This window comes from Brevundimonas sp. AVps7 (assembly GCF_058681545.1).
On the sequence record NZ_CM178742.1, the window covers coordinates 2,022,827 to 2,034,520 of the forward strand.

Genomic DNA, 11,694 nt, shown 5'->3' on the forward strand with positions numbered 1-11,694 from the left:
GGACTCGACCGGGGTCAGATCGACGTCGTCGGGCGAGACGTCATGGCTCACGACCGAGGACGACTCGGCATCCGTCGTATCGACCACGGGCTTCTCGCCGTCTTCGGGCTTGTTGTCGCTCATCGTGTGAAAGCTCGTCCCCGGCCGCCGAACGCGGCTCGTATCCGCGCAGCGGTATAGCCCGATTACGCCGTGGGCAAGGCTTCGATCACCACGAAGGCGAGTGCGTAGGGGTGTTCGTCGGAAAGGGTCAGATGAATGTGCGGCGTATGGCCCGGCGGCGTCAGCCGTTTGAGGTGTTCCGCCGCGGGTCCGGTCAGGGCCAGGGTCGGCTGACCGGAGCGCAGGTTCACCACCCCCATGTCCTTCCAGTAGACGTCGCGGCGCATGCCGGTGCCCAGAGCCTTGGCGCAGGCCTCCTTGGCCGCGAACCGCTTGGCGTAGCTCCAGGCGGCGTCGGGTTTGCGCTCCGAACGCGTGCGTTCGATCTCGGTGAAGCAGCGGGTCTTGAAGCGGTCGCCGAAGCGGTCGATCGACGCCTGGATGCGCCGGATGTCCGACAGGTCCGCGCCGATGCCGATGATCACAGGTCGATGACGATCGGCTCGCCCTCATCGGGCCCATTGACGGCCTCGTTCATCGCGTCCCGCATGCGCCAGATGGCGGCGCCGAGACCGACGAAGACCGCCTCACCGATCAGGAAATGGCCGATGTTGAGCTCGCGGATCTCGGGAATGGCCAGGACCTCGGCGGCGGTGTCGTAATCGAGGCCGTGGCCGGCGTGGACTTCCAGCCCGAGGATGTCGGCCTGGGCGCAGGCCGCGGCGAGGCGGTCGAACTCCGCCTGGCGCTCGCCGAAGGGCTGATGGCAGTAGCGGCCGGTGTGGAACTCCACGACCTGGGCGCCGACGGCGGCGGCGGCCTCGACCTGTTCGGCCGAGGGTTCGATGAACAGGCTGACGCGGATGCCGGCGTCCGACAGGGCCTTTACGACCGGAGCGATGCGCGCCTCATGCCCCGCGACGGCGAGGCCGCCTTCAGTGGTGACCTCCTCGCGCCGTTCGGGCACCAGACAGGCGGCGTGCGGGCGGTGCTTCAGGGCGATGGCCAGCATCTCGTCGGTCACGGCCATCTCGAAGTTGAGCGGCTTGCCGAACTTGCGACAGACGGCGGTCAGGGCGTCGATATCGGCGTCGCCGATGTGGCGCCTGTCTTCACGCAGGTGGGCGGTGATGCCGTCCGCGCCGGCGCCGATCGCTTCCTCGGCCGCGCGAACCGGATCGGGATGCACGCCGCCACGCGCGTTCCGGACCGTCGCGACATGGTCGATATTGACCCCGAGGCGGACGGGCGAGCGCATCACTTCGACAACCGCCGGCTGCCCGGATCCTCGACCGGGAGGGCCGCCAGTTCGGGCGGCAGGGCGTCGGCGGGATATGCAGGCACTTCCAGCGACGCCAGGGCGACCAGTGGCACCCCGACATCGGCCTTGCCGCCCGAGCGATCGACGATGCAGGCAGCCGCGACGACCGTGCCGCCCGCCTCCTGAATGGCGGCGATGCACTCCCGGCTCGACAGGCCTGTGGTGACGATGTCCTCGACCATGACGACCTTCTCGCCCGGTTCGACGTGGAAGCCCCGACGCAGTTTGAACGCCCCGCCCTCACGCTCGACGTACATCGACCGCACGTCCAGGTGTTTGGCGGTCTCATAGCCGGGGATGATGCCGCCGACGGCGGGCGAGATGGCGACATCGACTGGTCCGACAGTCGCGACAATCTTCTCCGCCAGAGCCTTGCACAGCCGCTCGCAGCGGGTGCCGTCCATGAAGACCAGGTTTTTCTGCAGAAAGACCGGGCTGTGCAGGCCCGACGACAGGACGAAATGCCCCTCGCGCAGGGCGCCGGCGGCGCGGAACTCGTTCAGGACGTCTTCGGTGTTCATGGCGACGTTCTAGGACGTGAACCCCGTCAGGTGAAGCGTAGCCTTGCGCCTGCGTCAGTATTCCCGGCTCTCGGCCAGGCGCTCTTCCAGATGGCCGTCCTTCAGGGCGAAGACGCGGTCCATATGGCCGGCCAGTTCCATATTGTGGGTGGCGATCAGGGCGGCGACACCGGTCTCCTTGACCAGTTTCTGCAGCGACTCGAACACGGTCTGGCTGGTGGCCGGATCGAGGTTGCCGGTCGGCTCATCGGCCAGCAGCAGGCGCGGCCTGTTGGCCAGGGCGCGGGCCAGGGCGACACGTTGTTGTTCCCCGCCAGACATCTGGGCCGGCTGGTGCAGGGTGCGCTCGGACAGACCGAGCGACCCGAGCGCTTCCTCGGCGCGGGCGCGGGCCTGGTCCTGCGAGTAGCCGGCGATCCGCATCGGCAGGGCGACGTTATCGCGCGCGTCGAACTCCGGCAGCAGGTGGTGGAACTGGTAGACGAAGCCAACGCGGCTGAGGCGCAGGCGAGTGCGGGCGCGCTCGTCGAGCTGGCCGACATCCTCGCCGTCGATGCGGACCTCCCCTGAGGTCGGGCGCTCCAGCAGGCCGGCGGCGTGCAGCAAGGACGACTTGCCGGACCCCGACGGGCCGATCAGCCCGACCAGTTCGCCCGGGAAGATGTCGAGATCGACGCCCTTGAGTACGGTCAGATCGCCGGTGCCGGTGGTGTAGGTGCGGGTCACGCCGCGCAGGGAGAGGACCGGGCTATTCATAGCGCAGGGCCTCCACCGGATCGATCCGCGACGCATTCCATGACGGCGGCAGGCTGGCGAAACAGCTCATCAGCAGGGACCAGAAGGCCACCCACATGACGTCGACGGGATCGACCTCGGCCGGGATGGCGTCGAGCATATAGACGTCGGCGTTGAACAGCTGGACCCCGGTGATCGCCTCCAGGAAATGCTGGATCGAGCCGATGTTGAGGCAGAACAACAGACCCAGGATCAGACCGGCCAGCGTCCCCGCCACGCCGATGGTCGCCCCGGCCATGAAGAAGACCCGCAGGATCGACGACGGACTGGCCCCGATGGTCCGCAGGATGGCGATGTCCCTGCCCTTGTTCTTCACCAGCATGACGATGCCGGAGATGATGTTCATGGCGGCAATGGCCACGACGAGGCCGAGGATGATCGACATCGCCACCCGCTCGACCTTCAACGCGCCCCAGAAGGCGGCCAGCTTGTCGCGCCAGTCGACGACGAAGCCGCCGGGTCCCGCCGCCTCGCGCACGGGCGCGAGATACTCGCCGACCCGGTCCGGGTCCTGGACCTTCATCTCGATCACGTCCCAGACGCCTTCCTTGCCGAAGAAGAGCTGGGCCTGTTCCAGCGGCATGAAGATGAAGGCGCGATCGTAGTCGGCAGTGCCCGATGAGTAGGTCCCGCCGACGGTGTAGGTCTTGTTCAGGCCGCCGAGATTGCCAAAGGCCGAGTCGGCGCCGGTCGGCGAATAAAGCTCGATCGGATCGCCGACGCGCAGGCCCAGCGCATCCGCCAGAGCCTGGCCGATCAGGATATTGTCGCCGCCGTAGGCGCCCTGGCCGAAACTGGCGCGCGCCTGGTCCGACAGGCTGGCGTTGACGTATTGCATGGTGTCGAGGTCGGCCGGGGCGATGCCGCGCACGAAGGCGCCTGTCGTCTGGCCGCCCGCCCGGATGATGGCCTGGGACTCCGTCAGCGGCGTGACGCTGACGACGCCCTCGACGCCGCGCAGACGATCGACGATGGCGTCGCGGTTCGGCGCGATCAGCACGTCGCCCTGGACGTACATATGGCCGTTGAAGCTCAGCATCCGGCCCAGCAGTTCGTTGCGGAACCCGGCCATGATGCTCATCACGCTGATCAGCACGGCGACGGCCAGCATGATGCCGATGAAGGAGATGATGGCGATGGTTGCGACCCCGCCCTCCTTGCGCTTGGCGCGCAGGTAGCGGAGGGCCAGACCGATCTCCCAGGCGGAGAAGGCGCCGGCGGGTTTGGGCGGAGGGGTCGTCGTGCTGACCGTCAACCGATGGCCTCCAGAGCGGCGTCCAGGGCCACGGTCGACTTCTCGCCGGTCGCCCGACGCTTCAGCTCGACCACGCCCTCGGCCACGCCCTTGGGACCGATGACCAGTTGCCACGGAATGCCGATCAGGTCGGCGGTGGCGAACTTGCCGCCCGGACGCTCGTCGGTGTCGTCATAGAGGACCGACTTGCCGGCCTTCTCCAGAGCCTCGACGGCCGCCTCGCAGGCCTCGCAGACCGACGGGTCGCTGGCGCGCAGGTTGATGACGACCACGTCGAACGGAGCCACGGCGTCGGGCCAGATGATGCCCGCCTCATCGTGGCTGGCCTCGATGATCGCGCCCAGCAGACGCGACACGCCGACGCCGTAGGAGCCCATGTGGACGTTGGTATCGACGCCGTCCGGCCCGGCCACCCTGGCCTTCATCGGCTCGGAGTATTTGGTCCCGAAGTAGAAGATGTGGCCGACCTCGATGCCCCGCGCCGACAGGCGGTCGCCTTCCGCCGTCTGGGCCTCGAACCGGGCCGCGTCGTGCATTTCTTCGGTCGCGGCATAGAGGGCCGTGCGCTCGTCGAAGACCGCCTGTACGGCCTCGGCGCCGAAGTCGTGTCCGGGGGCGGCCATCTCGACCAGCTTCTTGTCGCAGAAGACCTCGCTCTCGCCGGTCTCCGCCAGGACGATGAACTCGTGCGACAGGTCGCCGCCGATCGGGCCGGTGTCGGCGCGCATCGGCACGGCCTTCAGACCCAGGCGGGCGAAGGTGTTCAGATAGGCGACGAACATGCGGTTATAGGCGGTGCGCGCCGACGCCTCGTCCAGATCGAAGGAATAGGCGTCCTTCATCAGGAACTCGCGACCGCGCATGACGCCGAAACGCGGACGGCGCTCGTCGCGGAACTTCCACTGGATGTGGAAGAGGTTCAGCGGCAGGGCTTTGTAGGATTTGACGAAGCTGCGGAAGATGTCGGTGATCATCTCCTCGTTGGTGGGCCCGTACAGCAGCTCGCGCTCGTGCCGGTCGGTGATGCGCAGCATCTCGGGGCCATAGGCGTCGTAGCGGCCGCTCTCGCGCCACAGGTCAGCCAGTTGCAGCGTCGGCATCAGAAGTTCGACCGCCCCTGCCCGCTCCTGCTCCTCGCGCACGATCTGTTCGATGCGGTTCAGGACGCGCAGGCCCAGCGGCAACCAGGCATAGATGCCGGCGGCCTCCTGTTTGATCATCCCGGCGCGCAGCATCAGCTGATGCGAGACGATCTGGGCGTCCGAGGGCGCCTCTTTCAGCGTGGGCAGGAAATAGCGCGACAGGCGCATGGGCGTCTCGAATTCGGAAGGCGTCAGGGGTGGTCAGCTTTAGCCGGGACAGCGGGGCAAAAGCTAGGCGGCCAAGGGCGGGATCAGGGAACCGGCGGCGCCAGGTCCGGCAGGGGCATCCAGCCGATGAAGACCAGCCACATCACAAACAGCCACAGCAGGAAGGACACCCAGGTCGTGGTGATGAATTTGCGCTTGAGATCCGGGGTCCTGGGCGCGCCCCACTGGCTGCCGTCGGTCGGCGGCTCGTGCGTCTCGCTTGAGGTGCCCAGCGGCAGGACGGTGAACAGCACCACCCACCAGACGACGATGTAGATGGCGAACATGGTGATCGGGCCGATGGGCATCAGTGGGCTTCCTTCGGAGTTTCCATCAGTTCGACGAGCACCCCGCCCATGTCCTTCGGATGCAGGAACAGGATGGGCGTGCCGTGGGCGCCGATGCGGGGCTCGCCCGTGCCAAGCAGGGTCGCGCCCTTCGCCCGCATGGCGTCGCGGGCGACGAGAATGTCCTCGACCTCGAAACAGACGTGGTGCTGGCCGCCCCTGGGGTTTTTGGCCAGAAAGCCGTGGATCGGGCTGTCGTCGCCCAGCGGCTCGATCAGTTCGATCTGCGAATTGGGCAGATCGATGAAACAGACACGCACGCCCTGGGCCGGCAGGTCGAACGGCTCGCCCGCCTGGGTCGCGCCAAGCATGTCGCGGTACAGGGCGACGCTGGCCTCGATGGAGGGGGTCGCGACGCCGATATGGTTGAGTCTGCCGATCATGCTGTCGCTATGGCCCCTCCCCCGATCACGGGCAAGCCGCCCCCATGCCCGGAGCCCGCAAGGCGAGCAGGGTGGATCGTCGCACCTCGGCCGACATCAGGCCGGCCCCCTCGAGGATACAGCCGACCACGGTGTTGGAATTGGGCGCGAGCAGGCCGTAAGGCTCGTTCAACGCTTCGAGGTCGCGGCGTGCGCGGTCCAGCGCGGCCGGGGCCTCCGCGACCACGGCGGGGTCGCGGCTGACAATGGTCATTTCGTGCAGCGCCTCGCCCGAACTGGGGAAGTCGTAGGCGGCGTCGTCATAGGGCGCGAGTCGGGCCGACAACCGGTCGGGCGCGTCAGTGTCCCCGGGGAACTTGCCCTCCTGGCTGGCCGAGAAGGCAAGGGCCACGCCCTCCTCCGGAACAACCAGAATGTACGCATGCCGCGGGAACAGCAGATACTGACCCATCCATTTGGTCACCCAGACCAGAGGCGCATCGTCCGGCCCCAGGGCATGGGCGCCGACATAGACGCCGGGCGGCAAGACCCGACTGTCGATACGCCCGTTGATGGCCTGGATCCGGTCGACCATCACCTGATCGAGCAGGAAGGTGCCGCCCTCCGAAGCCCGCTCGAAATGGGCCCGGATCTGGCCGGCTGAGGGATTGTCGCCCAGATTCCCGCCGTGGATGATGCGGAAGGCCTCGTCCGGGGTCGGCCTCTCGCCGGTCGTGCTGAACCACAGGACGGCCAGTTCGTGCGCTGTCCGCGACCCCGGGTCCTCGCCCCGGAAGGTCGACAGGCTGAGCACCAGATTGATCGCCAGGAACAGGACGACAAACCCGGCCAGCCCCTGCCCCGCGATCACCGACCACTTGCGCCAGCCGGTGAGCGGATAACGGGCGTTTCTGACGCGATCCTTGAAGCGGCGCCCTCTGTCCCGAACGGATTCGAACGAAGGGCGCCGCATCGATTACAGCCTCAGGATCACCGTCTCGACGATCGGGCGGCGGTCCCAGATCTGCTGCGAGGCCTTCTTCAGCACCCGCGCCACGGCCTGTTCGACCACATCATCGTCGTCGCGGGCCTCGTTCTTCAGCGAGCCCACGACCTGTTCAACGCGCTCGGCCAGATCGTCCAGGGCGTCACCCAGAGGCGTGACCTCGTCGCCCGGCAGGCCGATGGCGCGGACGTCGATGTCGCTGACGATCTTGCCGCGCTTGTCCATGGCGAAGCTGACGACCAGCACGCCGTTGGTCGAGGCGTGGCGACGTTCGCGCAGGGCCTCGCCCTTCTCGGTCACCACCATGCCGCCGTCGACATAGAGGCGGCCGTTGGGCACCTCGTCGATGATCACGGCCTTGCCGGGAGCCAGACGAACGAGGTCGCCGTTGCGCGGGGTGACCGTCTCCTCGACGCCCAGATCCCGGGCGAAGGCGGCATGCTCCATCAGGTGGCGACGCATGCCGTGGGTCGGGACCGAGATGCGCGGGCGAGCCCAGGCGTACATCTGTTTCATCTCGTCGCGGCACGGGTGGCCGGAGACGTGGATGCCGGGGTGATCCTTCTCGGTGTAGAGGCGCACGCCCCGGTCGGCCATCCGGTCCTGCAGGTTGGCGATGGCCAGTTCGTTGCCAGGAATGACCCGCGATGAGAAGATGCAGTGGTCGCCCAGCCCCAGCTTGATGAAGAGGTGCGACCCGTCGGCGACGCGCGACAGGGCGGCGCGATCCTCGCCCTGGCTGCCGGTGCACAGATACAGGATCTCGTCCGCCGGCCAGTGACGGGCCTCGTCCTCGGTCAGGATGCGCTGACTGTCATTGAACAGGCCGACGTGGCGGGCGGCGGCGGTGATGCGGTGCATCGAGCGACCGGCCAGTGCGACGCGACGCCCCGCCTTGTCCGCGGCCTTGATGACGCTGACCATGCGGGCGACGTTGGAGGCGAAACAGCCGACGGCGATACGACCCTTCTTCAGGCTGCCGATCAGTTCGATCAGGCCGTCCTGCGCCTCGGTTTCCGAACCCGCTTCGCCCTCGACGAAGACGTTGGTGCTGTCGCAGACCATGGCCAGCAGGCCGTCGTCACCCATCTTCGTGATCGTGGCGATGTCGGTCGGCTGACCGATGACCGGAGCCGGATCCAGCTTCCAGTCGCCGGTGTGGAAGACCGTTCCCAGGGGCGTGGTGATCTTCAGGCCGTTCGGCTCGGCGATCGAATGAGTCATGGTGACGAAATCGACCTGGAACGGGCCGAGGTCGACATGCCCGCCCATCGGGATTTCGATGATCTTGACGTCCTTGACGCCGTTGTCGCGCAACTTCTCGCGGATCAGGAAGGCGGTGAAGGGGGTGGCGTACAGGGGCGCCTTGATCCGGCTCCACAGCCAGGGCAGCGCCCCGATGTGGTCCTCGTGCGCGTGGGTCAGGACGATCCCGCGGATGTTCTCGCCCTCGAGGAAGGACGGGTCCGGAACGATGATGTCCACGCCGGGCGTCGAGAGGTCGCCGAAGGTCACGCCGACGTCGACGATCATCCACTGACGATTGTCTTCGGGGCCGTAGCCGTAGCAGTTCAGGTTCATTCCGACCTCGCCCGAGCCGCCGAGCGGCAGGAAGACGAGTTCGTCGTTAGGTTTTGCTTTTGTCATGTGTCCGTCAGATGGGTATTGCGGCGCCAGATTTCGAGCAGGCCGCGGATGGTCAGGTCCGGATCGAACCGGTCGATGGCCGGGGTCGCCCCCTCGAACAGGGAGGCGACGCCTCCGGTTCCGATGACGGTCATGGGTTTGCCCCACTCCGCCTTGATGCGCGAGACCATGCCCTCGATGAGGCCGACATAGCCCCAGAAAACCCCGGACTGCATGTTGGACACGGTGTCCTTGCCGATCACCGTGTCCGGTTTCTGGATGGCGATGCGCGGCAGCATGGCCGCCGCCTCGTGAAGAGCCTGGAGCGACAGGTTGATGCCGGGCGCAATGGCCCCGCCCTCGAAGGCGCCGTCGGCGGCGATGACGTCGAAGGTCGTCGCGGTGCCGCTGTCGATGACGATCAGGTCGCCCGGATAGACCAGATGCGCGCCGATGGCGTTGACCAGCCGGTCGGCGCCCGCCTCGCTGGGTTTCTTGATCCGCACCGGGATGCCGAGTTCGACATTGTCGCCGATGACAAGGGGTTCGACCGACAGGTAGCGGCGCGCGAGGTTGCGCAGGTTGAAGATCGACTGCGGCACGACGCTGGAGATGATGCAGCCGGTCAGGGACGCGAGATCGATCTTCCGCATGGCCAGCAGCTGGGTCAGCCAGACGGCGTATTCGTCGGCGGTGCGGCTGGCCTCGGTGGCGGTGCGCCACTGGGCGATCCAGCTTTCGCCGTCATGGACCGCGAACAGCGTGTTGGTGTTGCCCTGTTCGATGGCGAGAAGCATCAGGCGGCCCTCCCCTGCGCGTCCGAACCGAAGAAGACATCGCCCGCCGAAACGAGACGCAGGGCGCCGTCCGACGTGCGCAGGCGAAGGGCGCCGTCCGGGGCCACGCCCTCGGCGACACCCTCGACCGTCTCATTACCCAGCCGGGCGACGCAGGGGCCGTCCAGGCCGTTGGTGCGCGCGATCCAGGCGTCGAGGATGGGCTGAAAACCGAGGCTCTCCCAGCGCGCCTGCCAGACGGCGAAGGCCTCGGCCAGGACGGTCGCGGCGGCCTCGACCGGGGGCGGATAGGCAATGTCGGCGCGCAGGTGGGCAGCGAGGCTGGTGGCCGGCCGCTCGGTCCCCTCCGGCGCATGAGCCAGGTTAACGCCGATACCGACGGCCAGCCACAGGGCGCCGTTCGCGTGGACGCCGGACTCGATCAGGATGCCTGAAGCCTTGTCGCCCGCGATCAGCACATCGTTGGGCCATTTGATCGAGACCACGCCGGGAACGGCGAAAGCGTCAAGCAGGTCGGCGACGGCCAGGGCGGCGACGAAGGTCACCTGCGCCGCCTCGGCGGGAGACTTGGGTGTGAGGGTCAGCAGGGTGGCGAACAGGTTGCCGCTGTCGCTGTTCCACTCGCGCCCCCGACGCCCGCGCCCGGCGGACTGGCGGCGGGCGACGATCCACTGACGCGCGGTTTCCCCGGCCTCGGCCCGGCGGCGGGCCTCTGCGTTGGTGGAATCGATCTCGTCGAGCAGGTGGATGGCAGGCGTCACCGCCCTACCCCGCTCCGAAACCGGTCGCCGCGATACGGGTCAGGGGCTCCAGCCAGGTCAGGCCGACGATGACCAGCGGGAAGGAGAAGGCCGCGCAGGCCCAGCCGATCCACTGGGCTTCCACCGGAGCCTTGTCGGTCGGCGCCGTGCCCTCGGGGGCCGCGTCGAACCACATCAGCTTGATGATGCGCAGATAGTAGAAGGCGGCCACGACCGAGGCCACCAGACCGGCGGCGGCGACCATCCAGTAGCCGGCCGAGGCGGCGGCGCCGAAGACATAGTATTTGCCCCAGAAGCCCGAGAACGGGGGCATGCCCAGGACCGACAGCGACAGGATGGTGATGGCGAGCGCCGTCAGCGGTCGATCGTTCTTCAGGCCCGCGAGGTCAGCGATCTTGCGGATCGGACGACCGTTCCGGCTCAGCGACAGCAGGATGGCGAAGAAGCCCATGGTGTCGATCATGTACAGGGTCATGAAGGTGATCATGGCCTGCAGGCCCTGTTCGGTGCCGGCGGCGATGCCGAGGACGGCGTAGCCGATGTTGGCGATCGAGGAATAGGCCAGCAGGCGCTGGACGTCCTTCTGGGCCAGACCGCCCCAGGCGCCGACCACGAAGCTGGCCAGGGCGATCAGGATCAGGACCTGGGCCCACTGGTCGTGGGCCCCGAGGAAGCCTTCCGACAGGGCGCGGGCAAACAGGACCATGGCGGCCATCTTCGGCGCGGTGGCGAACAGGGCCACGACCGGCGTCGGCGCGCCTTCGTAGACGTCGGGCGTCCACATGTGGAACGGCGCAGCCGAGACCTTGAACGCCAGACCGCAGATCAGGAACACCAGACCGAAGATCAGGCCCGGGCCGGGGTTTGCAGCGGCGTAGGCGGCGATGTCCTCGAACCGCATCGAGCCGGCGAAGCCGTAGATCAGGCTGGAGCCGTAGAGCAGCAGACCCGACGACAGGGCGCCGAGGACGAAATACTTCAGGCCGGCTTCCGAGGCCTTCAGGTCGTCGCGGTGGTAGGCGGCGAGGATGTAGAGGGCCAGCGAGTGCAGCTCGACCCCGACATACAGCGAGATCAGGTCGCCCGACGACACCATCATGCCCATGCCGACGGCGGCCAGGACGATCAGGATCGGGAACTCGAAGCGGGCGATGTTCATCCGCTGCATCCAGCCGCCGCCCAGGACGACGGCGAAGGCCGAGGCGATGTAGATCGCGACCTTGGCGTAGATGGCCAGCGGGTCTGCCACGTATGCGCCGTTGAAGGCCTGACCCAGAGGGCCGGTGGCGGCGACGGCCGCGGCGGCGACCAGCAGGGCCACCGACAGGATCGAGATCAGCCGCGCCGACTTCTCGCCGATGAAGGCGCCGAGCATCAGCAGGACGAGGGCGCCGATCGCGAGCGTAAGCTCCGAGGCGGCGAGGTTCAGGGCGTAGGACAGGTCAGGCATTA

Annotated in this window: 13 protein-coding genes; all 13 read right to left on the reverse strand. The window is 67.6% G+C overall.

What is annotated here, in order from left to right; translation table 11 throughout:
• Window positions 1-185 precede the first annotated feature (185 nt).
• The 13 genes from acpS to nuoN all read right to left on the reverse strand — a co-directional run bounded on the left by acpS (window position 186) and on the right by nuoN (window position 11,692).
• Window positions 186-587: a holo-ACP synthase gene (acpS, locus tag ACW17Y_RS10140; protein WP_492035593.1), complete on the reverse strand. Its 402-nt coding sequence runs from the start codon at window positions 585-587 to the stop codon at window positions 186-188.
• The gene (locus ACW17Y_RS10145) at window positions 584-1,360 is read right to left on the reverse strand and encodes a pyridoxine 5'-phosphate synthase (protein WP_492035594.1); all 777 of its coding nucleotides are present in this window, start codon (window positions 1,358-1,360) and stop codon (window positions 584-586) included. The genes acpS and ACW17Y_RS10145 overlap by 4 nt, the downstream gene beginning before the upstream one ends.
• Window positions 1,360-1,944 carry an orotate phosphoribosyltransferase gene (gene pyrE / locus ACW17Y_RS10150; RefSeq protein WP_492035595.1) on the reverse strand — a complete coding sequence of 195 codons (585 nt, stop codon included), beginning with the start codon at window positions 1,942-1,944 and terminating at the stop codon, window positions 1,360-1,362. The genes ACW17Y_RS10145 and pyrE overlap by 1 nt, the downstream gene beginning before the upstream one ends.
• A gap of 54 nt (window positions 1,945-1,998) precedes the next feature.
• Window positions 1,999-2,700: an ABC transporter ATP-binding protein gene (locus tag ACW17Y_RS10155; RefSeq protein WP_492035596.1), complete on the reverse strand. Its 702-nt coding sequence runs from the start codon at window positions 2,698-2,700 to the stop codon at window positions 1,999-2,001.
• On the reverse strand, window positions 2,693-3,994 hold the full coding sequence (locus tag ACW17Y_RS10160; RefSeq protein ID WP_492035597.1) for a lipoprotein-releasing ABC transporter permease subunit: 1,302 nt from the start codon (window positions 3,992-3,994) through the stop codon (window positions 2,693-2,695). The genes ACW17Y_RS10155 and ACW17Y_RS10160 overlap by 8 nt, the downstream gene beginning before the upstream one ends.
• On the reverse strand, window positions 3,991-5,304 hold the full coding sequence (gene proS / locus ACW17Y_RS10165; protein WP_492035598.1) for a proline--tRNA ligase: 1,314 nt from the start codon (window positions 5,302-5,304) through the stop codon (window positions 3,991-3,993). The genes ACW17Y_RS10160 and proS overlap by 4 nt, the downstream gene beginning before the upstream one ends.
• An 83-nt stretch (window positions 5,305-5,387) precedes the next feature.
• Window positions 5,388-5,651, reverse strand: coding sequence for a DUF1467 family protein (locus ACW17Y_RS10170; RefSeq protein ID WP_492035599.1), 264 nt, complete (start codon window positions 5,649-5,651; stop codon window positions 5,388-5,390).
• Window positions 5,651-6,073: a methylmalonyl-CoA epimerase gene (gene mce, locus ACW17Y_RS10175; RefSeq protein WP_492035600.1), complete on the reverse strand. Its 423-nt coding sequence runs from the start codon at window positions 6,071-6,073 to the stop codon at window positions 5,651-5,653. Before mce ends, ACW17Y_RS10170 begins: the two co-directional genes overlap by 1 nt.
• Before the next feature lie 25 nt (window positions 6,074-6,098).
• On the reverse strand, window positions 6,099-7,025 hold the full coding sequence (locus tag ACW17Y_RS10180; protein ID WP_492035601.1) for a hypothetical protein: 927 nt from the start codon (window positions 7,023-7,025) through the stop codon (window positions 6,099-6,101).
• 3 nt (window positions 7,026-7,028) lie between these two features.
• Entirely contained in the window at window positions 7,029-8,705 is a 1,677-nt protein-coding gene (locus ACW17Y_RS10185; RefSeq protein ID WP_492035602.1) for a ribonuclease J, read from the reverse strand.
• Entirely contained in the window at window positions 8,702-9,484 is a 783-nt protein-coding gene (locus ACW17Y_RS10190; RefSeq protein ID WP_492038284.1) for a type III pantothenate kinase, read from the reverse strand. The genes ACW17Y_RS10185 and ACW17Y_RS10190 overlap by 4 nt, the downstream gene beginning before the upstream one ends.
• Entirely contained in the window at window positions 9,481-10,242 is a 762-nt protein-coding gene (locus ACW17Y_RS10195; protein ID WP_492035603.1) for a biotin--[acetyl-CoA-carboxylase] ligase, read from the reverse strand. Before ACW17Y_RS10195 ends, ACW17Y_RS10190 begins: the two co-directional genes overlap by 4 nt.
• Before the next feature lie 4 nt (window positions 10,243-10,246).
• Window positions 10,247-11,692 (reverse strand): NADH-quinone oxidoreductase subunit NuoN, encoded by a 1,446-nt coding sequence (gene nuoN / locus ACW17Y_RS10200; protein ID WP_492035604.1) that lies wholly within the window; start codon window positions 11,690-11,692, stop codon window positions 10,247-10,249.
• Window positions 11,693-11,694: the final 2 nt, after the last annotated feature.

What these genes read in the sequence shown, in the direction of transcription:
- ACW17Y_RS10145 (WP_492035594.1), bottom strand. Translation starts at nt 1,360, where the DNA reads ATGCGCTCGCCCGTCCGCCTCGGGGTCAATATCGACCATGTCGCGACG.
- pyrE (WP_492035595.1), bottom strand. Translation starts at nt 1,944, where the DNA reads ATGAACACCGAAGACGTCCTGAACGAGTTCCGCGCCGCCGGCGCCCTG.
- ACW17Y_RS10155 (WP_492035596.1), bottom strand. Translation starts at nt 2,700, where the DNA reads ATGAATAGCCCGGTCCTCTCCCTGCGCGGCGTGACCCGCACCTACACC.
- proS (WP_492035598.1), bottom strand. Translation starts at nt 5,304, where the DNA reads ATGCGCCTGTCGCGCTATTTCCTGCCCACGCTGAAAGAGGCGCCCTCG.
- ACW17Y_RS10170 (WP_492035599.1), bottom strand. Translation starts at nt 5,651, where the DNA reads ATGCCCATCGGCCCGATCACCATGTTCGCCATCTACATCGTCGTCTGG.
- mce (WP_492035600.1), bottom strand. Translation starts at nt 6,073, where the DNA reads ATGATCGGCAGACTCAACCATATCGGCGTCGCGACCCCCTCCATCGAG.
- ACW17Y_RS10180 (WP_492035601.1), bottom strand. Translation starts at nt 7,025, where the DNA reads ATGCGGCGCCCTTCGTTCGAATCCGTTCGGGACAGAGGGCGCCGCTTC.
- ACW17Y_RS10185 (WP_492035602.1), bottom strand. Translation starts at nt 8,705, where the DNA reads ATGACAAAAGCAAAACCTAACGACGAACTCGTCTTCCTGCCGCTCGGC.
- nuoN (WP_492035604.1), bottom strand. Translation starts at nt 11,692, where the DNA reads ATGCCTGACCTGTCCTACGCCCTGAACCTCGCCGCCTCGGAGCTTACG.